The organism is Flavobacterium sp. FlaQc-49 (assembly GCF_044005985.1).
GTDB classification, from domain to species: domain Bacteria; phylum Bacteroidota; class Bacteroidia; order Flavobacteriales; family Flavobacteriaceae; genus Flavobacterium; species Flavobacterium cupriresistens.
The window spans coordinates 1-21,295 of record NZ_JBIPCS010000010.1; the positions used below are offsets into that span (position 1 = coordinate 1).

23 protein-coding genes are annotated in these 21,295 nt (G+C 34.5%); 12 read left to right on the forward strand and 11 right to left on the reverse strand.

Annotation, left to right across the window (positions count from 1 at the left end; translation table 11 throughout):
• The coding region (locus tag ACHRV3_RS17840; RefSeq protein ID WP_395435804.1) for a hypothetical protein at positions 1-286 on the forward strand (286 nt) is incomplete at its 5' end.
• Between the two features lie 182 nt (positions 287-468).
• Here ACHRV3_RS17840 and ACHRV3_RS17845 read toward each other — a convergent pair.
• Both ACHRV3_RS17845 and ACHRV3_RS17850 read right to left on the reverse strand, forming a co-directional pair.
• Entirely contained in the window at positions 469-1,704 is a 1,236-nt protein-coding gene (locus tag ACHRV3_RS17845; protein WP_395435803.1) for an ABC transporter permease, read from the reverse strand.
• A gap of 120 nt (positions 1,705-1,824) precedes the next feature.
• Entirely contained in the window at positions 1,825-2,319 is a 495-nt protein-coding gene (locus ACHRV3_RS17850) for a YkgJ family cysteine cluster protein (RefSeq protein WP_395435802.1), read from the reverse strand.
• Positions 2,320-2,394: 75 nt separating this feature from the next.
• Between ACHRV3_RS17850 and ACHRV3_RS17855 the strand changes: the two genes are divergently transcribed.
• Together ACHRV3_RS17855 and ACHRV3_RS17860 are read left to right on the forward strand one after the other, a co-directional pair.
• Positions 2,395-3,102 carry a class I SAM-dependent methyltransferase gene (locus ACHRV3_RS17855; protein WP_395435801.1) on the forward strand — a complete coding sequence of 236 codons (708 nt, stop codon included), beginning with the start codon at positions 2,395-2,397 and terminating at the stop codon, positions 3,100-3,102.
• 17 nt (positions 3,103-3,119) lie between these two features.
• Positions 3,120-3,665 carry a YfiT family bacillithiol transferase gene (locus ACHRV3_RS17860; RefSeq protein WP_395435800.1) on the forward strand — a complete coding sequence of 182 codons (546 nt, stop codon included), beginning with the start codon at positions 3,120-3,122 and terminating at the stop codon, positions 3,663-3,665.
• A gap of 88 nt (positions 3,666-3,753) precedes the next feature.
• Here the strand turns inward: ACHRV3_RS17860 and ACHRV3_RS17865 are convergent, their stop codons facing one another.
• The 8 genes from ACHRV3_RS17865 to ACHRV3_RS17900 all read right to left on the reverse strand — a co-directional run bounded on the left by ACHRV3_RS17865 (position 3,754) and on the right by ACHRV3_RS17900 (position 10,251).
• The gene (locus ACHRV3_RS17865; RefSeq protein ID WP_395435799.1) at positions 3,754-4,386 is read right to left on the reverse strand and encodes a 7-carboxy-7-deazaguanine synthase QueE; all 633 of its coding nucleotides are present in this window, start codon (positions 4,384-4,386) and stop codon (positions 3,754-3,756) included.
• A gap of 102 nt (positions 4,387-4,488) precedes the next feature.
• Complete coding sequence (locus ACHRV3_RS17870; RefSeq protein WP_395435798.1) at positions 4,489-6,159, reverse strand: tetratricopeptide repeat protein; 1,671 nt, start codon at positions 6,157-6,159, stop codon at positions 4,489-4,491.
• 16 nt (positions 6,160-6,175) lie between these two features.
• The gene (locus tag ACHRV3_RS17875) at positions 6,176-7,099 is read right to left on the reverse strand and encodes a PstS family phosphate ABC transporter substrate-binding protein (RefSeq protein WP_395435797.1); all 924 of its coding nucleotides are present in this window, start codon (positions 7,097-7,099) and stop codon (positions 6,176-6,178) included.
• Positions 7,100-7,102: 3 nt separating this feature from the next.
• Complete coding sequence (locus tag ACHRV3_RS17880) at positions 7,103-7,333, reverse strand: hypothetical protein (RefSeq protein ID WP_026983456.1); 231 nt, start codon at positions 7,331-7,333, stop codon at positions 7,103-7,105.
• Positions 7,333-8,133 (reverse strand): energy transducer TonB, encoded by an 801-nt coding sequence (locus ACHRV3_RS17885; RefSeq protein WP_230003548.1) that lies wholly within the window; start codon positions 8,131-8,133, stop codon positions 7,333-7,335. Before ACHRV3_RS17885 ends, ACHRV3_RS17880 begins: the two co-directional genes overlap by 1 nt.
• A 31-nt stretch (positions 8,134-8,164) precedes the next feature.
• Positions 8,165-8,725: an ExbD/TolR family protein gene (locus ACHRV3_RS17890; RefSeq protein ID WP_395435796.1), complete on the reverse strand. Its 561-nt coding sequence runs from the start codon at positions 8,723-8,725 to the stop codon at positions 8,165-8,167.
• 19 nt (positions 8,726-8,744) lie between these two features.
• A complete protein-coding gene (locus tag ACHRV3_RS17895) occupies positions 8,745-9,371 on the reverse strand; it encodes a biopolymer transporter ExbD (protein ID WP_230003552.1) in 627 nt (208 codons plus the stop codon).
• A 55-nt stretch (positions 9,372-9,426) separates the two neighbouring features.
• A complete protein-coding gene (locus ACHRV3_RS17900; protein ID WP_047778952.1) occupies positions 9,427-10,251 on the reverse strand; it encodes a MotA/TolQ/ExbB proton channel family protein in 825 nt (274 codons plus the stop codon).
• A gap of 379 nt (positions 10,252-10,630) precedes the next feature.
• Here ACHRV3_RS17900 and ACHRV3_RS17905 point away from each other — a divergent pair, with 379 nt between their 5' ends.
• Positions 10,631-12,151 carry a helicase HerA-like domain-containing protein gene (locus ACHRV3_RS17905; RefSeq protein WP_395435795.1) on the forward strand — a complete coding sequence of 507 codons (1,521 nt, stop codon included), beginning with the start codon at positions 10,631-10,633 and terminating at the stop codon, positions 12,149-12,151.
• Between the two features lie 43 nt (positions 12,152-12,194).
• Here ACHRV3_RS17905 and ACHRV3_RS17910 read toward each other — a convergent pair whose 3' ends face one another.
• Complete coding sequence (locus tag ACHRV3_RS17910) at positions 12,195-13,535, reverse strand: FAD-dependent oxidoreductase (protein ID WP_395435794.1); 1,341 nt, start codon at positions 13,533-13,535, stop codon at positions 12,195-12,197.
• Positions 13,536-13,839: 304 nt separating this feature from the next.
• On the opposite strand from ACHRV3_RS17910, the gene ACHRV3_RS17915 reads away from it, so the two are divergent.
• The 8 genes from ACHRV3_RS17915 to ACHRV3_RS17950 all read left to right on the forward strand — a co-directional run bounded on the left by ACHRV3_RS17915 (position 13,840) and on the right by ACHRV3_RS17950 (position 21,273).
• The gene (locus ACHRV3_RS17915; RefSeq protein ID WP_395435793.1) at positions 13,840-14,529 is read left to right on the forward strand and encodes a DUF6058 family natural product biosynthesis protein; all 690 of its coding nucleotides are present in this window, start codon (positions 13,840-13,842) and stop codon (positions 14,527-14,529) included.
• 56 nt (positions 14,530-14,585) lie between these two features.
• Positions 14,586-15,416, forward strand: a complete 831-nt coding sequence (locus ACHRV3_RS17920; RefSeq protein WP_395435792.1) for an alpha/beta fold hydrolase — start codon at positions 14,586-14,588, stop codon at positions 15,414-15,416.
• A 43-nt stretch (positions 15,417-15,459) separates the two neighbouring features.
• Positions 15,460-15,930: a nuclear transport factor 2 family protein gene (locus ACHRV3_RS17925; protein WP_395435791.1), complete on the forward strand. Its 471-nt coding sequence runs from the start codon at positions 15,460-15,462 to the stop codon at positions 15,928-15,930.
• A 306-nt stretch (positions 15,931-16,236) separates the two neighbouring features.
• On the forward strand, positions 16,237-17,043 hold the full coding sequence (locus ACHRV3_RS17930; protein ID WP_047778958.1) for an AraC family transcriptional regulator: 807 nt from the start codon (positions 16,237-16,239) through the stop codon (positions 17,041-17,043).
• Positions 17,044-17,115: 72 nt separating this feature from the next.
• Positions 17,116-18,630, forward strand: coding sequence for a serine hydrolase (locus ACHRV3_RS17935; RefSeq protein ID WP_395435790.1), 1,515 nt, complete (start codon positions 17,116-17,118; stop codon positions 18,628-18,630).
• Positions 18,631-18,652: 22 nt separating this feature from the next.
• Positions 18,653-19,168 carry a nuclear transport factor 2 family protein gene (locus ACHRV3_RS17940; RefSeq protein ID WP_395435789.1) on the forward strand — a complete coding sequence of 172 codons (516 nt, stop codon included), beginning with the start codon at positions 18,653-18,655 and terminating at the stop codon, positions 19,166-19,168.
• 105 nt (positions 19,169-19,273) lie between these two features.
• On the forward strand, positions 19,274-20,740 hold the full coding sequence (locus tag ACHRV3_RS17945) for a serine hydrolase (RefSeq protein WP_395435788.1): 1,467 nt from the start codon (positions 19,274-19,276) through the stop codon (positions 20,738-20,740).
• 116 nt (positions 20,741-20,856) lie between these two features.
• On the forward strand, positions 20,857-21,273 hold the full coding sequence (locus ACHRV3_RS17950; protein WP_047778961.1) for a DUF6157 family protein: 417 nt from the start codon (positions 20,857-20,859) through the stop codon (positions 21,271-21,273).
• The last annotated feature ends 22 nt before the right edge of the window (positions 21,274-21,295 follow it).

Here is a 21,295-nt window from a genome sequence, read left to right on the forward strand (position 1 = left end):
TTTAGAAACTTTTCGTTTCCAATTTTCTTCTTTTCTCAACCAATCTCTCAATGAACTTGCGTGTTTTGCGGGGTGCAAAGGTAAGCAGCGTTTTCAAATCTCACAAGCTTTTTTGAATCTTTTTTTTTATTTTGTTTTCTCAAACTTTTCTAAAAAATTAATCCTCTTTTCTTGTCAGTCTATCAGGGAACATCTGTCTTGTTGCGGGTGCAAAAGTAGCCCCTTTATTCGTTTCTACAAGCTTTTTGAAGAGGTTATTTTACCTTTTTTTCAATCTTTTTCTTAACTTACTGGTAATGGTGTTTTTACAAAACTTAGGCTTTTGTGGTTTTTAGGAATTTTCTTTCACGCTTTAGTTTTGTCTTGTTGCTGTTCTTTTGGAAGGGCTGATTTTGCTGGGGTTTTTAAAAAATAAACCCGACAGGTTTTGAAAACCTGTCGGGTTGGGGTGTACCATATAGAGAGAAACTAATCGAAACGAATGGCTTTTACTGGGGAGATCTTGGTTATTATATAAGATGGGATCAATAACACCAGAAAACAAACTGTAACAGTTAACAGATTCAGCAAAATCACATAACCCCAATTTATATATACCGGCGCTTGATTAACATAGTAATTTTCCGGATTAAGCTGAACGATTCCAAAATGCTGTTGAATTAGCAATAATGAGATCCCGATCAGATTACCCCAAAAAAGGCCTCTCACAATAAGGTAAAACGCATTGTATAAAAATATCTTTCTAACCGCCCAGTTATTTGCACCTAACGCTTTCAATATCCCGATCATCTGTGTGCGCTCCAAAATAAGAACCAATAGCGCTACCACCATATTAATAGTAGCAACCAAAATCATAATAACAAGGATAACGATAATATTAAAATCAAAAAGTTGCAACCAGTCGAAAATATAGCTGTACTTCTCTATTATTGTTTTAGTATCTAAACTTGATGACGTTTGTTCGTAGATTTGATTTCCTGTAGCTCTGATTTCACTAAAGTCATTAACAAAAACCTCAAAAGCCCCAACCTGATCCGGACTCCACTTATTGATTCGTTGAATATGACGTATATCTCCTATTATATAAGTAGCATCAAAATCCTGAAAACCCGAACTAAAAATTCCTGTTATCACAAAACGACGACTGTTCGGCATTTTACCCTGCTCCTCTTTAATGAAGAAAGTATTAAAATGATCTCCAACTTTAAGACCTAATCGATCGGCCAGGAATCTGGAAATTATAACTTCTTCATTTAAGGCTTTAGTAAAATCAGGCAATCTGCCCTCAACAAGATATTCTTTTATATTATTCCAATCATAATCTACTCCTACTCCTTTGAATATAATTCCTTCAAAAGCACTTTCTGTTCTGATAATTCCAGCCTTACTTGCAATCGCTTGTATGTGACTTACTCCGGGAACAGATTTGAAATTGGGATAGAAATCCTGCTTTTTTGAAATAGGAACTATAGTCACTTCCGAATTATTATTGTCATAATTCGAAATAATCACCTGACCATTAAAAGCAGAAACCTTTTCTCTGATCTTCTGCTGCAGACCAATTCCTGTTGCTACAGAAACCAACATCATAATAATACCAATAGCAATAGCCGATATGGCAATTTTTATAATCGGAGCCGAAATACTGCTTTTAAAATTTTTAGCAGTAATAAGTCTTTTAGCAATGAAGTATTCTAGATTCAATTTTCAGTTGTCTTAAAATTAGTGTATGCCCTCGCATCAGTCAAAAATACGTTTAAAAAAACAAAAACAAATTGTTCCAAAAACAATTATATAATATTTAAGTGCGGAACGGAGTTCAATTTACAAAGGAAGTCGCTTCTTCATCTCCTCGACGATATTATACGCGGCTGGACAAATCGCAACATTTTTTAAAGTAAGATCTGTAATCTGCTGAAACTTTTTTCGATCGGTATGCGGAAATTCCCTGCAAGCTTTCGGGCGGACATCGTAAATCATGCAATAATTTTCATTATCCAAAAAAGTACAAGGTACACTTTTCAACACATAATCTTTATCCTCATCAATCTGAAGGTATTGTTCTATAAATTGCTGTGGCTTTTGCCTGAAAGATTTTGAAATCCTTTCGATATCAGCCAAAGTAAACAAGGGCCCGGTTGTTTTACAACAATTGGCACATTGCAAACAATCCGTTTTCTTAAACTCTTTATCATGCAATTCCTGCATCACATAGTCTAAGTTTTTAGGTTGTTTCTTTTTAAGCTTATCGAAATACTTTTTGTTTTCGATATGCTTATCTTTGGCTAACTTATATAAGTTATTTAAAATCTGTTTCAAGTTTAAAATTTAAAGTTGACCTGCAAAATTAAACAACTTTAAACTTGAAACCTTAAACTTTGAACTAAAAATACAATGAAAGATCTTTTTGGAAAAGCAATGTATGATTTTCAGACCCAAAATTCACCTGAAAATATTATTACCGAAACTTCGATTTCTGAAGAAGACGAGATGAGCGTTGATTATTTATTCCGCTCTTATAATGAAATGCCGAAAATAGAACAAAAAGCATTACAACTGGCAAGCGGAAAAATTCTGGACGTAGGCTGCGGAGCGGGCAGTCATAGTTTATCGCTACAAAATGACAGAAATTTAGAGGTCACTTCTATAGATATTTCTACTCATGCAATAGAAACCTGCAAACTTAGAGGAGTTAAAAATGTAAAAGTCCAAAACATACTAGATTTTGAAGGAGAAAAATTTGATACCATTGTATTATTAATGAATGGCGTTGGTATTTTTGGAAAACTGGAAAATTGCAATCAGTATTTATCAAAATTAAAATCCTTACTGAATACAGGCGGGCAAATTTTATTGGACAGCTCAGACATTATTTATATGTTTGATGAAGATGAAGATGGCGGCAAATGGATTCCGTCCAGTACTGATTATTACGGAGAACTTGTTTTTAATATCAGCTACAAAGGCGAAAAAGAAGAACCTTTTAATTGGCTGTATCTAGATTACAACACACTTCAGAACGCCGCAATAGCTAACGGACTAAAATGCGAACTTATTCTGGAAGGCGAACATTATGATTATCTTGCCAGACTTTCAATTTAACACTCTTTTTTAAACTTATGAAAAATTTAGATTTAGAAAAATTAAAGTATCCTATTGGGAAGTTCATTACACCTACAACCTATTCGAAAGAGTATCTTTTTAGTCAAATCGAAGAGATTTCATTATTCCCTGAAAAATTAAAACAGGAAACGATCCATTTATCAACAGAACAACTTGACACCCCCTATCGTCCCGGCGGATGGACCGTTAGACAAGTGATACATCATTGTGCCGAAAGCCATATGAATTGTTTTATAAGAATAAAATGGGCTTTGACCGAAAACAATCCTGTAATAAAAGCATATGATGAAGTTTTATGGTCTGACTTACCCGATAATTTAAAAATGCCCATAGAACCCACTTTATCATTACGCGAAGGCCTCCATTTCAGACTAGCTTTTATTATGAAGAATCTATCGGAAACTGAACTCGAAAAAAGCTTCATACATCCGGAAAATAATTCTGAAATTAAGATAAAGCAAATGATAGCCACTTATGCCTGGCATGGCAAACATCATTTAGCTCATATAACTACATTGAAAAAACACAAGAACTGGAAATAACTTTCAATTGTATCTTTCATACTCACTGTGCCTTCGGTATTAAAAACAAAAAATCTCTTCAATTGAAGAGATTTTTTTGTTTTAGTATCTAAGGGATATTCAAATATTTATGTGTCTGAAGTGAAACACGCCATTTTGGATTATTCATTACATAGTCCACAATCAATGGAGTCATTTCTTCTTTTTTACTCCACTCGGGTTGAAGAAATAAAATTGCGCTATCATTTACCAATTCTGCTTGTTCTTCGGCAAAAATAAAATCATGTTTATTGTAGATAATCACTTTTAACTCATGTGCATTATCATAAACGGTTTGAGTTGGCAATTTATTCTTTTTTGGAGAAAGACAAATCCAATCCCATGTTCCAGACAATGGATAGGCACCTGAAGTTTCGATATGGACTTTTAAATTTTTATCTTTTAATTGTTGCGTCAACAAACTCATATCCCATGTCAAAGGCTCACCACCCGTAATTACAACAGTATCCGCATACGTCGAAGCATTTTTTACAATTACATCAATACTTGTTGGCGGATGCAATTCTGCGTTCCAACTTTCTTTCACGTCACACCAGTGGCAGCCCACATCACAACCTCCAATACGAATAAAGTAAGCAGCAGTTCCGGTATGAAAACCTTCTCCCTGAATCGTATAAAACTCTTCCATCAAAGGCAACATAGCACCTTTATTCACTTCTAATTGTATTTCTTTAGCTAACATTATTTTATTTTAAAGTGCAAAGATAGTCATTTAAATACGGAACATAAAAAAACCGGTAGTTCAATGAGAACTACCGGTTTTATATTTAATAAAAGACTTTAATTATTTCAAAGCTTTCACTGACTGTGCCGCATAAGCATTAGCAGGATCTAAAACTAAACTTTTGTTGAAATATTCAATTGCTTTCGCTTTATCTGTATTAGCATAACTTGCACCGATACTGTTGTAAGCTTCAACTACTTTTTTAACTGTAGCTGGTTTTGCCAATTCTTCAGCACCTTTAGCAGTTATTTTAGTAACATACTCTTCGTAGTTTTTAATGATTAGATCATCTTTCTCCAATAAGTTGTTGATTCTTCCTTTGTACAAGTAAGCTTCTTCATAAGTAGGAGAAGCAACCAATACTCTGTCAAAAGCAGCATCAGCTTTACCTAAAGCAGCAATAACTTCAGGAGCAGTAGCCGTTTTATTTACATTTGCATAGTAAAGAGCAATACCATAATACACATTATCTGTCAAATAACTTTTTGACTCCGTATTCATAGCTGTCAATTCAAAAAGACTAGCAGCTTGTACAAACTGTTTTTTACCAAATAATTCTTTTCCAAAATCTCCAAGCTCTTCAACAGCAGTAGGATCTAAAGCAACTCCTTTTTTAATTTCAGCTAAACCTGAATCAAAAGCAGCTGCATCAACTGCACCTTCTGCATTTGTACCTTTTTTAATTTTAGCATAACCAAGATATAAATAATCTCTTGCGATAATTTTATTTGTTGGTACTTTAATATAATCCTCTAATGATTTAATAGCAACATCATAGTTTCCATTCTCATAAGCTGCATATCCTAAATATCTGAAGATTCTAGGATTAACTTTATCTTCAGCAATCATTTTATTTGCTACAACTTCAAGATTTTTATAATCTTTAACCAAGATTAAGAAATCAGCGTGACGCATTTTAGAATCTAATGAATAATCCGTAAGACTTAAATACTTCTCGTAGTTTGTAATTGCTTTTTGCAAGTTAACCGTAGAAGTTGAAGGTTTGTTTCTTGCCCATTTGTAATAAGTCTCAGCCAACTCTCTGTATACCGGTCCGTAATTAACATCTAAAGTAATAACTTCATTAAAAGATTTAATTGCTTCTTCGTAAGATTTAGCCCCTTTCAATAAAACCCCTAATTGCATTTTCGCTCTCAAAAGTGTTGGATCAGCAGTAAATGCATCACGGTAAGCTTTATAAGCGTCATTTTGATTATTAGCACCATAATAAGCATCTCCAATTGTCAAAAGAGCAGTAGCGTTTTGTGGTTCAATAGCTAATGCTTTTTGCAAACTTGCAATTGCATTTTTATAATCCGGGTTATCCGAATTGATATAAGCTCTACCAATGTAAATAAACTCATTTACATCCTTACGTCTAATATCTTTAGTCGCTAAAGCAAAATTAGCCTGAGCTGCCGCTGTATTTTTATTGTTTAGATCGATTTGACCTAATCCAATATAGTTTAGGTTTTTCTTATCTGCTGCTTCAATTCCATTTAGGTAATAAATTTTAGCAGAATCAATAACAGATTGATTTAGGTAAATATTCCCTAAAACAAAATTAGCTTCCCCATCAGATGGTTTTGCTTTAATTATTGATTTTAGCAATGATTTCGCTTTTTGAAATTGTTCCGCGTCAATTGCTTTCTTAGCCTGGTTGATGTCTTGCGCTTTTGCTACAGAAACTGAAGCAACTAAGGCAAAACTAAAAATTTTAAATTTATTCATCTTTATAGTAATTAATTTATTCTTTATCTTTTATAATCTGACTTCTAATTTTAAGCTTTCTTCCCGGAGTTCTCACCGGTAGTAAACCTGATTTTAAAACTATACGTTGACCAATGTCTCCAGCAATGAATGAAGCAAACCCCATTCCTAAACCGGAATATCCCTGGCAATTTATAATAAACAAATCACGTGCCAAAGGATATTTCACTTCAGCAAGATCGTTTTGTGATGGGCTATAATATGTATCATCATTTAAACCTTTAACACTTAAAACGTTTATTTTCTTAATCAAATCGATCATATTCGGAGCGGGCTGAGACAACCAATTCACTCCAACTACACCGATCATACCATCATTTTCCGAAACGAATTTAATAACTTCTTCATTTGTTTTAAATGAAAAAACACCGATAGTTGGAATCTCTTTAACCTTTGCCAACTCTTTCATGTAACGGACAGTACTGGAATTAGGATTATCGAATACCAATCCTTTAATACCGGTATCTGTTTTCCCTTGCATAAAATCAATTACAGATTTCAACGCAATTAAAGTATCATTATTGCTTTTACTTGAAATCAAAGCTATCGCATCTGTTGCAAAAGGCGTAATTCTTGGCTTTATTTTACTCTTTGCAAACCTCTCTTCTTCTTCTTTGGACAAGGTTCTTGTTGTAACAACTACTTTTGCTTTTTGATTTAACAAATCATTAATAAGCTCTGCTTCAGATTTCGCTTTAACTGCAATCTTGGCATCGTAATATGTTCCTTCAAAAACCGCAACCTGATCCTCAACGATTGGCTTTATAGTTTCGTCAACCGTAATATCTAAAGATCCTTTTAAGATTGTCTCTTTGCTCTCATCGTTTTTGCTTTTTTGATTGCACATGGCAAACAAAAAGACAAAAGCTACTAAACCAAAAACTTTACTATATTTTAACATAAACTATTCTGCGTTTGAATTAATTAATCTCAGGAAACGGATGGCTGAATAAACGATCAATAAACCACCAAAAGCATATCTGTATTTAGGTTCCATATCTAATGGAAGCTTCTTCCAAAACATAATCATTAAACCAAGCACAAGATATATTAAAAAAAACAGTATTCCTAAAACAAGAAGAAATCGCTCTTTGAGCGATTTCTTCTGAATATTATTAAGCATATCTTTTAACATTATTCTGCAGATTGAATAGTAATAGGTAAAGAGTAAAGTACCCTAACTTTTTTACCATTTTGCTCGCCGGGAGTCCATCTTGGACATTTTTTAAGAACACGAATTGCTTCTGCTCCCGTACCGTAACCGATATCCCTTAAAACTTTAATGTCGGTTAATGAACCGTCTTTCTCTACTACAAAAGTAACGTAAACTTTACCTTTTAAACCTTCTTCATCTGGTGTTTTATAATTGTTTCCTACAAATTTGTAGAACTTTTCAATTCCTCCAGGGAAATCCGGTTTTACTTCGATACCAGCTGTACTATATACACTGTTATCTTCTTCTACCACCTGAGATACAGGACCAGTACCAACTGGCTCATCTACTACAAGTTTTGCGTTTGGATCTCCTTTGATTGTTTCAGAACCTACTTTTTTATCTTTAAGTTCTTCAATTTTAGGTGGATCTTCAGTAACCTCATTAGCCTTAGCTACCACAGGCTTCACAAACTTCACCTGATCCACTTTTGGTGGTGGTGGTGGTGGTGGTGGTTGATTAGGTTTAACTTCCTCTTTCTTTGGAGGTAATTTTACCGTAGCAATCTTAATATCGTTATTCACCTCTTCTTCTTTAGAATCCGGTAAAAGACTTGCAATAAGAGGAGCTGCCACAGCAAAGCTAAAAATAACTGATCCAATGATAAGCGCTTTTACAGTCGTCTTACCGTTCGATTTTCTTAACTCATATGCACCATATATCTTATTACGTCCTTCGAATACGATATCAAGCCACTGATTTTTTATAATATCTAATTTCATTTTTCTTGATTTTTAGGTTGAAGAACCAAGATTACTCTTGCTTTTTATCTATCAATTTCGTTTCTTCCGGTGTAAACTCAGGAACGATCGCATAAGTCTCCACTCCGGTAATAGCCATTTCATCTAAAATATCAACCAAATTACGATAATTCGATTTTTTAGTTGGTTTGATAATAACTATAATCCCATTTTTTGGTTTCCCTTTTGCTGCAGAATAAGCCAAAACAGATTTTTTTCTAGATAATAATTCTCTACGAATTCCATCTTTACCATATGCGATATCTTTAGGCCCCGCAATTGGAGTTGCCAATAATCCCATGTAATAAATCATTTTATTATCTGCACCTAGCATAACTGTCATCGTACGATTTTCATCTACTTTAACAGGTACTTCATCTTTTACAGGATCTTTATCCGGCAGAGACAAATCCATCGATTGAGGTTTTGACAACGATGTGGTTAACATAAAGAATGTGATCAATAAGAATGCCAAATCCACCATTGCCGTTAAATCGACTTTTGAATTCTGCTTTTTACTTCTTACTTTACCACCTTTTCCGCCACCACCGTCGCCGGTATTTAATTCAGCCATTTTAGTGTATATTTTTTAATTAAAAGTCTCTTCCTCTCATACCTGTAACTAAGTTAAAGGAATTGATTTTCTGATCTTGCAAAATATCCATTATCTTTTTGATTTGCGGATATTGTTCTTTAGCATCTCCTTTAATTGCAATTTGCAATTCTTTATCATCAAGGTCAATAGCAGCTCTTCTTGAAATCAAAAGCCATTCTTTTAATTGATTGTCTAAAGAATCGATTGGAATACCAGGTTGATTCGCTTTAGTTCTATCAGACGCTTTCATATCGATAATCTGCTTTAAATTTGCTAATGGAACACCGAAGTCATCCATTAAGGCAAATTTAGTTTTATCTTCTTCTGAAAAAGTTACGCCTAATTTTGCTCCCATTCCTTCAAGAGTTCTTTTACGAATCTCTCTTCCTTTAATATCGAAAAACACTTTGCTTTTCCCGTCTTTTCCTTTTCCTATTGTAATAATTGCCAAATCTGAATCCGGTAATTTAGTTTGTGCAACAGAAGAAGGCATATCTACAGGAAGTGCTTCCGGCACCTTAGCAGTAGCTGTCAAAATAAAGAACGTAAGCAAAAGGAACGCAACATCGCACATGGCAGTCATATCTGTCGATGTTGACTTTTTTTTCATTTTTATTTTAGCCATTCTCTTTTATTTTACTTTGATATAATTAATTTATATATTAAATATCAAAAATTAATTATTGTTTCAAACTTCCTCTGAATCTTCTGTAAGTATTTACGATTGTAGTACCAGCCTCATCAATTGAGTAAGTTAAATCATCGATTTTAGAAGTAAAGAAGTTGTAAGATACAATTGCTAAGATTGAAGTAGAGATACCTGTTGCAGTGTTGATAAGTGCTTCAGAGATACCTGTTGCAAGAGCAGCTTGATCCGGAGTACCAGCAGAAGCTAATGCACCAAACGCTTTAATCATACCAGATACAGTTCCTAATAATCCTCCTAAAGTTCCTAATGAAACTAAACTAGAGATAATAGTCATATTTTTTTCTAACATTGGCATTTCTAATGAAGTTGCCTCTTCGATTTCTTTGTGGATTACTTCTGAAGCTTCTTCACTGTTGAATCCTTCTTTTTTAACGTCTTGGTATTTAATTAAAGCAGATTTAATTGCATTTGCAACAGAACCTTGTTGTTTGTCACAAGAAGCGATTGCAGCTTCGATGTTTCCTTCTTTAATGCTTCCTTGAACGCTTTTCATGAATTTATCTAAATTAGCTTTTCCAGCTGCTTTACCGATAACGATGAATCTTTCAATAGAAAAAACAACAACCATTAAAAACATACCTAATAATACTGGTACGATAAAACCACCTTTGTATACTTGTCCTAAAGTATTGATCGGATGTCCAGTTTCTGGATTTCCTCCCTCGAAGTTAGAAGCATCTCCCATGATTACTTTCCAAATAAACACCCCAACTAAAATACACGCAACAATAATGATTCCGGTAATCATTCCTCCTCCATTTGAAGTGCTTTCTTTTTTAACTTTAACGTTTGCCATTTTTTTTAATTTTAATAGTTTTAAATAATTTTATTTTTTAGTTATATTTAACTTGTAGAGGAGCAAATTTATACGTTTAGTTTAAATAAAAAAACTTTTTTTAATTTAATTGAAGGAAATTTAACGTCAATTTAAAAAATATCTCATTAAATTGCCTTTGTTACTTTTTAGATAAAACAAAAAACAGGATGATTTTTGGGAAAATTACAACGTTTTAGTAAATATTCCAACATTCCGCTGATATCTTCTTAAAAAGTTGCGAAATTATTTTTTGTTTTATTTTTATACTGAAAAAGCTTTTTCCTACTAAAAAAAACAAGGTCAAACTGTTAAAAAACACAGCAAAACTCTTATAATCATCTAAATTACGAATAAAAACATGAATAAAAAAGACAATTTCATTCAAGATATAAACAATGGCTATTCTTCAAAAGGTGCCAGTATTATCTTGGGAGGCGCAATCCTGGACGGGGAAGCACTTGCCGAAACCCATGTTAAGATTCCCTTAAAAACTTTAAACCGTCACGGACTAATTGCCGGCGCAACAGGTACGGGAAAGACCAAAACAATTCAGGTCTTTTCGGAACAATTATCAAATGCAGGAATACCTGTATTGATGATGGATATTAAAGGAGATTTTAGCGGAATTGCAAAAGAAGGGAAAGAAGAAGGTTTTATTACAGAACGCCACGCTAAAATAAACATTCCATATAATGTAGCTGCGTTTCCTGTAGAGCTTATGTCCCTATCCAAACAAAATGGGGTTCGTTTGCGTGCTACTGTTTCTGAATTTGGCCCTGTACTGTTTTCCAGAATTTTAGACCTAAATGATACGCAGACGGGAGTTGTTTCTGTAATCTTCAAATATTGTGATGACAATCAGATGCCTTTACTGGATTTGAAAGACATTAAAAAAGTAATCAATTATATTACGGAAGAAGGAAAAGATGAAATTGCAGCGGCTTATGGTAAAATTTCAACCGCAACAACCGGAACTATTCTGAGAAAAATAATCGAATTGGAACAACAGGGTGGCGATTTGTTTTTTGGAGAGCTATCTTTCGAAATTGATGATTTGATGCGTATTGATGAAAACGGAAAAGGATACGTAAACATTATTCGCCTAACGGACATACAGGATAAACCCAAATTATTCTCGACTTTTATGTTGAGTTTATTGGCTGAAATTTACCAGCAGATGCCTGAAAAAGGAGATTCTGATCAGCCTGAACTGGTAATCTTTATTGATGAAGCGCATTTAATTTTTAATGAAGCCAGTAAAGTTTTACTTGAACAAATTGAAACTATTGTAAAACTAATTCGTTCTAAAGGTATTGGCATTTATTTTGTTACACAAAATCCAATGGACGTTCCGAGTGGTGTTTTAGCACAATTAGGATTAAAAATTCAACATGCGCTTAGGGCTTTTACAGCCAATGACAGACAGGCAATCAAAAAAACAGCGGACAACTACCCTACCTCAGCCTACTACAAAACAGATGAATTATTGACGAGCTTAGGGATTGGAGAGGCATTGGTTACAGCATTAAATGAAAAAGGAGTTCCAACACCGCTTGTAGCAACCATGATGCGTGCGCCAATGAGCCGAATGGACGTTTTATCTGCCGATGAAATTGAAGTGATCAATGGTAAATCGAAACTGGTAAAAAAATACAGCGAAGAGCTTGACCGTGAAAGTGCTTACGAAATCTTAACCAAAAAAATAACCGATGCGCAACAAGCGAGTTCGGAACAGGAAGAGGCTCAAACTTCTCAAAAACAATCCAAATCAGAACCTAGTACTGCAAGTGTGGTTGGTAAATCTGTTTTAAAAGTTGTAACGAGCGCTACTTTTATCAGAGGTGTTTTTGGTGTTTTGTCTAAGATATTTAAGAAATAAAAAATTAAACGCGACAGGTTTTGGAAACCTGTCGCGTTGTTTTTTATTGATTTAACAACTCCAAAATCCTGTTTTCGATTTCGGGAGTGTGCCAAATATTTTCAATATTATCCAATTTTAGAATCTCATCCATGATTGCGTTTTGGAAATCGCCAATCGCCAAGGCTTCTGTATAGGGACGATCGCTGAAAGTCACACGACTGTATAATGGAATCCATTTATCGGGATGTTTATCTGAGAATGCTTTTTCGATTTTCTTTTGCAACAAGAATTTCTCATCTGCAGTTTTAGTACTCATTTCCATAAAATTGCGATACGAAAGTTCTGCTATCGCATCTGCATTAGGCTTACGCGAGATCTGATACTCGGAGAAAACTTTTTTCCAATCATCTCCGTACTTTTCGATCATTTCATTTAAAACCGTGATATCTTCAAAACCGGCATTCATACCTTGTCCATAAAACGGGACAATTGCATGGCAGGCATCTCCGATTAGAGCAATTTTATCTTCATATGTCCACGGAAAACATTTCATGGTAACCAAAGTACTGGTTGGATTTTTAAAGAAATCTTCTGCCAGTTTTGGAATTACTTCTATCGAATCCGGGAAGTTTTTTTCAAAGAACTCTTCCACACTCTTACGGTCTGTTAAAGACGCAAACGAATTTTCGCCTTCAAATGGCATAAACAAGGTACAGGTAAAACTTCCGTCTAAATTAGGAAGCGCAATCAACATGTACTCGCCACGTGGCCAAATATGAAAAGAATATTTATCTAATTTATGTGTAGCATCAGAATTTGCCGGAATATTCAATTCTTTATAGCCCATATTCAAAAATTCTTGTGAATAATTGAACATACTCTGACGTTGCATGCGGTGTCTGATTCTTGAGAAAGCACCATCGGCACCAAAAACCATATCAAATTTTTTCTCTTCCCACTCGCCTCTTTCGGTATCGCCAATATGCAGCGTAGCATCATTGAGTGTTACATCCCAGATTTTTTGTTCAAAGAAAAACTCTGCTCCGGCTTGTTCTGCAAGATCAATCATTTTTCTATTTAAAGTCCCTCTTGAAATCGAATAAATCGATTCGCCTTCCTGACCGTAATTTTGAAAATTTAGTTTGTCTACCAAATGAATGGCGCGTTTGTCCATTGGGATTGCGATTTCGCGAACCGCATCACCAACACCAACTGCATCAAGAGCTTTCCAACCACGGTTGGACATTGCCAGATTGATAGAACGTCCCGAAAAATTGATTTGGCGAATATCAGGACTACGATCATAAACATGAACGGTATGACCTGCTTTTTTAAGGTAAATTGCTAATAACGATCCTACCAATCCAGAACCGACAACAGCAATTTTAAGTGGAGTTTGCATCAAGAAAAATCTAAATAATAAGACCGTAAAAATAAGTAATAAATGCACAAAACTTTAAAATAAAGCAAATATTTAGCATTTAAGCCCCCTAAATACCTATCAGCCGTCCACAAAAAAAGACCGTTGGCACGATTTCTCCTCTCCTTTGTGGTTTGTTATCGCTATTGGAACATTACAAAAGAGTTCCAGTTCTGCTCATCGTAACAGCTGTTTCTTCGAAAATCTTCATTTTTCAGAACAAAATACAGTAGAAAAAATCTATTTTTACTACTCAGAAATTATAACTAAACAATACCCTACCAAAATGGAATCAAACCTAAAATACATCGAAGATAACTACATCGAACTCGAAAATCTGGCGACACTTACCCATTTTGAAACAGCTGAAATTGAAAAGTTTATTGTCGAAAAATTAATTCCTTCCTATTCTTATTTGATCCATTCTGAGATAAAAATATCTTCTTCTTTAAATGACTCCCACTCGATTTCAACAACAAAAAAATACTTTAGCAAAAATGTTGTAAGTCTTTTAAACAATTTAAAAACTGCCCAAAACAACAGTGAGGACGTAAAACAGAAATTTAGAGAAAACTTTATCCAGCGTTTGCTAAATCACGGCACCAAAGAATTTGCGTATCAAAATCTATTCGATGAAAACAATCGTGTAGATGAAGAAAGATTAGACATGGCATTTGAAGAGGAATGGAAGCATTACAACAATGGTATCTATGGCATATGCACCTTGAATGCTTCTGAAAATGACATTATCGACAAAGAGATTATTGTAAAGAAACTAATCAAATTCAATCAGGAAAAAGAAAATCGAAAACTAACGGACTCTGAAAAAGAAGAATTAAAAAACCTCAACACCGAATTTAACAAATCAACTAATCTTTTCGCACCTTACCAAAGAGCAACCAGCAGCAGAGGGAAATACCTGGACAAAATTCTGAAGGAAAATGATCTAAGTGACTTAGTGAAAAAGTACTCGTAATACATTTGCTACTCCTAATATTACCAATCATTCAATCAATCAAAAAACCAAAAATCATGAAAAAATCGGTCTTATTTCTTATCTGTTTCCTTACTATAGGAACATTAATTGCTCAAAATAACCTTACTACTCCCTATGGCGACAATAAAGAAGCCGGGAACTATAAAGACATTAACGGCATCAAAATGTATTATGAGGTTTACGGAAGCGGAAAGCCTTTGGTGTTACTTCACGGAAATGGCGGGTCAATTAAAGGTCATGGGCACCGAATCGAATATTTTAAAAAATACTTTCAGGTTATAGCCATCGACAGCAGAGGGCACGGAAAATCAATTGATCCGTCCAACCAACAGCTAAAATATGTGCAAATGGCCAACGATGTCAGCACGTTGTTAGATTCTTTAAAAATTGACAGTGCTTATGTTTGGGGCCAAAGCGATGGTGGCATTCTAGGTCTATTGCTTGCGATAAACCATCCTGAAAAAGTTAGCAAAGTCGCTACTTTTGGAGCCAATTTATTTCCGGGCAAAAAAGCGGTTTATGATGAAATTGATGATGTAGTAAAGGAGACCTTAAAAACGACAAAAGATTCGCATGTCAGAAATCTTTATAATCTACTGGAATACCAGCCTAATATCTCTGAAAAAGATTTACATAAAATAAAATGCCCTGTACTAGTTATGTCTGGCGACAGAGATGCTATCAGACTGGAACATTCGATTAAAATTTTCGATAACATCGAGAACTCCAACTTTTTTGTGATGCCCGGCGCAACACATTTTGGTTCTTATGAGAAACCGGATCTTTTTAACTTGGTATTGTTAAATTTCTTTAATGATCCATTTAAGAAAACGTCCACTGTTGAATTGTTTACTGTTAAAAAATAATGTTTCAGCACCATCCTAAAACCTAATTTGATCTGACCAAGGCATGAAAAAACCAATCCTCTTTCTTTTTATCTTCCTAATTAGCGAAATGATAAAAGCGCAAACAAATGAACAAGTTCTGAAAATGGCTAATCTGAAAACAGAAATCATCAAAATGGACAGCCTGCTTTTCACGGTTGCTTTTAATGAATGTAAAACGGATCTTTTCAAAAAAATTATAGCCGACGATATTGAGTTTTTCGACGATCGTTCTGGATTAAATAATTCGAAAGAGCACGAAATAAAAACTTTTAATGAAAAATGTGCCCGATCTGAAAAGGTTACCCGAAAATTAAACTCCACTACTATTGATAAATTAGGGGATTTTGGCGCGGTACAATTGGGAGATCACACTTTTCTGGTGGATGGTGTTCCGGTTGGGACTGCAAAATTTATTCATATCTGGGAACGAAAAAACAATGACTGGGTTTTAAAACGTATTGTTAGTTACGAGCATAGGCCTATTAAAAAATAATCCTACATCTTGTTGTCAGGGTTCTGTTCCTTAAAAAAATCGTTAAGAAGCTTAGTTACAATGTTTTTTTTGCACGCAGATTTTGCAGATTGGACGGATTTGTTTGTCTGTACGAAACTATTAAATCAGTAAAATCTGCGTGAAAATTTCCGTGAGCATAAATCTCAAATAACACCGCTACTCCTTTGCTCCCTTGTACCTCTGCAACTTTGCACCTCATCTTGCTTCAAACCTAAAAAAACACTATTTTCGTTTGTCACTAAAAACGAGTCAATTCTAACGGTTTTCAACAACATAATAAAGCAAATGAACCTCTATTCAGAATTTTATGTGAGTGAAAAAAGTGAACGCTTTGTCAATAAAATTTGGTGTCTTGACAATAGTATTGGCGAAACTTTAATCGAGAATAAACTCATTCTGCCTAATGGCTGTTTTAACTTAGCAATTGTAAGCGGAAGGTCTATAGAAGTTCACACCAGCAAAAAAAAGTATCTCATGACAGAGGGGCTCTATTTTTGTTCGCAAATGACCAATAAAGTTTTAGTGAATATCCAACCTGGAACTAAAGTAACCATTACGCAATTACACCCCTGGACACTTTCGATGTTTCCTAAATATGATTTAAGCAATTTTACAGATGCTATTCTTAAAATAGATCCAACAGAACTTCCTTTCGATGACGAAATTGATTATCGTTTAAACAGTTCTATTTCAGATTTGCTGAATGTTATCAATACTTATTTCGAAGAATTAGATGCTTTACATCCGTCTAAAAATACAATTGAAAAAATCTGCGAAATCATCAGACTTCATGAAGAAGAAATTTCAATTTCTGAAATTGGAAAAATTATAAACTTATCACAGCGCTCCTTACAAATTAAGTTTCAGGCGGCAACCGGACTTACCATCAAAAAATACATTCAGCTACTAAAATTTAGAAAATCGGTTGATCAAATGGTCCATATGAGTCAGGAAAAACTAAGCCTGACCGATGTTGCACTTTATAATAAATATTTTGACCAATCGCATTTTATAAAAAAATTTAAAGATGTGACGAAAACAACTCCAAAAATGTTCAATCCGGATTTTTACTTTCTATCCAAGAAAAGATAGTATTTCGCATTTGTACAATTTCTTGATCAGTAATTTCTTTACTATTGTAAAATCAATCACACCAATCAAAAAATGAATTTCAAGAAATCAAATCTATTCCAGTTAAAGCTAATTTTAACTGGTCTTTTATTCTTCCAAATCCAATCCGGATTTTCGCAGGAAGAAAAAAACTCTGAACTGTACAAAACTATTATGTCAAAAGACAGCCTACTGTTTAATGTTGGTTTTAACACTTGTGACGTCTCTCAATTTGAAAATTTATATACGGAAGATTTTGAATTTTATCATGACAAAGACAGTATCTCAAACAAAGCCCAATTTTTAATCAACTTAAAAAAAGGAATATGTGACAAGTCAAGACCTTATAGATATCGCAGAGAATTGGTTACTGGAAGTACTGAGGTTTATCCTTTATACAAAAACGGAATCGTATATGGTGCCATACAAATGGGAAGACATCGCTTTTATGAAATCTCACCAGGAAAACCGGAACAAGCAGGAAGTTATGCCAAATTTACGCATCTCTGGCTTTTAAAAAACAAAAACTGGAAATTAGCCAGATCGTTAAGTTACGATCATCAAATGCCTGACTCAACAGCTGATCAATCTACTCTTTTTGATGAAGAGGAAGTAACCGAAAAATGGCTTAAAGAAAATAATATCCCCGCTTTAGGAATTGGAGTTATCGCTGACGGAAAATTGAAACAAATAAAAGTTTTCGGCAGCCTTAAAAAAGAAGTCAGCGCACCGTACAATACGATATGGAATGTCGCTTCCCTAACAAAACCAATCACTGCAATTGTGGCATTGAAATTAGTCAGTCAAGGAAAATGGAATCTGGACGAACCGATCTACAAATACTGGACAGATCCGGATATTGCCAATGACCCTAACAACAAATTAATTACAACGAGACTTATTATAAGCCACCAGACCGGTTTTCCGAATTGGAGGTATATGAACAAATCCGGCAAATTAGACATTCAATTTAAACCGGGTACTAAGCATCAATATTCGGGAGAAGGGTTTGAATATTTGAGAAAAGCATTAGAAAAAAAATTCCACAAGCCATTGAACCAATTAGCGGCAGAATTAATTTTTGAGCCGCTGCAAATGACCGATACTCAATTTTTCTGGAATGCTAAAACCGATGAATCCAGATTTGCCATTGGTTACGACACTAAAGGAAATGCCTATGAAACAAACAAAAATAAAACCGCAAACGCTGCCGATGATCTGCTAACCACCATCAAAGATTATGGAACCTTTTTATGTAGTGTAATGAACGGCGACGGTTTGAGTAAAAAAGTTTTTGATGACATGATTACCCCTCAGGTTAGTAAAGAGAAAAAAAACAAATACTTCGGATTGGGTTTCGAAATATATGATCTTGAAAATGACACTTATGCTTTATCACACGGGGGCGCAGATCAAGGCGTACAAACCCTTGTTTTTCTCTTACCAAAGACCAAACAAGGACTGCTTATTTTTACCAATGTAGATGATGGTTACAAAGTTTATAAGAAACTACTTTTGCACTATTTAGGTGAAAATGGTAAAAAAATCATTGCTATTGAAACGAAATAACTGAATTTAAAAAACAGTAATCATGATGCCGATGATAAACCTACTCGTTCTCTTTATGCTGTTTTTAAGCAGAGAAACATTAGACCAGACAAAAAACGAAGATTTAGAAGCAGAACTTTTAAAAACTGACATCATCAGGATGGACAGCCTACTCTTTGATATTGCATTCAATCAATATGATGCTGCTCTTTTCAAAAAAATAATATGCGATGACGTCGAATTTTATGATGATCGATACGGGTTAAACGTTCCTTATGGCGGTAAAATAAAAGCTTTAATTGGAAATTATGCAAGACCCGAAAAAGTAATCCGAAAATTAAACTCCTGTACTATAACTAAATTAGGAGATTTTGGTGCTTTACAATTGGGCGAACATACCTTTTTTGCCAATGACATTCCGCAAGCAACCGGAAAATTTATTCATATATGGGAACGAAAAGTGAACGACTGGAAATTGAAACGAATCGTTAGTTATGAACACAAATCTTTCGAAAATAATACTTCATTAAATTTTAATACTTCCTCGTTTATAAAATAAAAAAAACGGATTGATAGTGAAACTAAATGTAAAACCAGTCGTCTAACAAATTAGTCTGCAGGGATGCAATTATTTATTAACTTTAGACACTAACCATCAATCATCATGAAAAAACAATTGAACCGTTCTTTATTTAAATCATTTGTAATTTGCTTTATTGCACTTTTCACCTTCAACCTCTCTTTTGCACAAGACAAGGCTAAAAAAATAGATCAGCTAATGAGTTTATACAACCAATACGGCCAATTTAATGGATCTGTACTGGTTGCAGAACACGGAAAGGTCATCTTCAAAAAAGGATACGGACAGGCCAATATGGAATGGAATATTCCCAATCAAACTGACACCAAATTCAGATTGGGTTCGATCAGCAAACAATTTACCGCTTTCTTAATTGTAAAACTGGCAGAAGAGGGCAAAATAAAACTGGATGCTCCAATCACCACTTATCTATCGGATTACCCAAAAGCAACGGGCGACAAAATAACAATTCATCATTTGCTTACGCATACATCTGGAATTCCAAATTATACCTCGGTTCCTAAATTTCTGGAAGAAAAAAGCAAAGAACCTTATACCCCTCAAGAGTTTATAAAAACTTTTGAAAATCTGCCACTTGAATTTACACCAGGCGAAAAATTCAGATACAGCAATTCGGGTTATTTTCTATTGGGTTATCTTATTGAAAAAATCACTCAAAAAACCTATGAGCAATATTTACAGGAAACTATTCTGACTCCTTTAAAAATGGCAAATACCGGTTATGACCACAACGAAATTATTCTAAAAAAACGAGCTGCAGGTTATGAAAAACAAGGCAAAAAGCTCATTAATTCGTCTTATATTGATATGAGTATTCCGTATGCGGCAGGTTCTTTGTATTCTACTGTAGAGGATTTATACCTTTGGGACCAGGCATTGTACACCAATAAATTACTGTCAGCTGCTTCTATGGATTCCTTATTCAAACCTTATATCAGTTTCGGTGATGAGTCTTATGGATACGGATGGTTTATCGATGAACTTTTAAACAGCGATAAAAGCAAATTAAAAATAGTAGAACACGGTGGAGGAATCAATGGATTTAACACCCTAATATCCCGTGTTCCGGCAGATAAAAATCTCGTTGTTTTATTGAACAATACAGGAGGTACTGTTTTGGGTGAAATGAATACTGCGATCAGAGCTATTTTATACAATCAACCTTATAATCAAGCGAAAAAATCAATGGCACTTGAATTGTCTGAGGTTTTTAATACAAAAGGGCTAACCGCGGGAATTGACAGTTATAAAAAACTAAAAGCAGACCCGACCTACCGCATCAAAGAGGGAGAGATAAATAACGCGGGGTATCAATTATTACAAAGCGGAAAAACAAAAGAAGCGATAGAAATGTTCAAAATCAATGTGGAAACTTTCCCTAAAGTTGGAAATGTTTATGACAGTTTAGGAGAGGCCTATTTGAAAGATGGCAACACTAAGTTGGCCATCGAAAATTACACAAAATCGGTAACACTTGATCCCTCAAATGAAAGCGGGAAAAAGGTTTTGGAGGAAATTTCTAAAAAATAACAAAACAATAATCGTTAGTTAGTAAACTCCGATCGCATAGATTTAACCGCTATACGATCGGAGTTTTTAATTGAAAATCATTATTTTAGCTTACTCTTTATTAATAACTAGACCAGATGAAAGTTCATACCACAAACTACGAAAACACTTTTATTGAAGTAGCGGAAGATTGTCCCGCTGCCGGTGGTGAAATTCCGAGACAAAAAGGCGAAGCCAAAACTATTGCCACTATCGAGTTTGACCTGATTCATGCTAATCCTTATAAATATTCGTCAGACGATGTTCTGTTTCAGGTTTTCGCCGACAAAAATGATTTAACCCAATCAGAATATGAGGAAGCCCGTGAGAAATTCTTTTCGAAAGGACAAGCCTGTCTGCGTGCCTCTCCTTTGACCAAAAGGTATGGCTGGGGTATACACAATAACGAAAAAGGGAAAGTGGCTCTTTACGGAATGGAAACTGAAGCATACCAAAAACTGTCTAAAGACCAAAATCTAAAAATCGTAAAAGCCATGCGAACCTCCCGAAAATAACATTAAAAGACCCATATCCGAT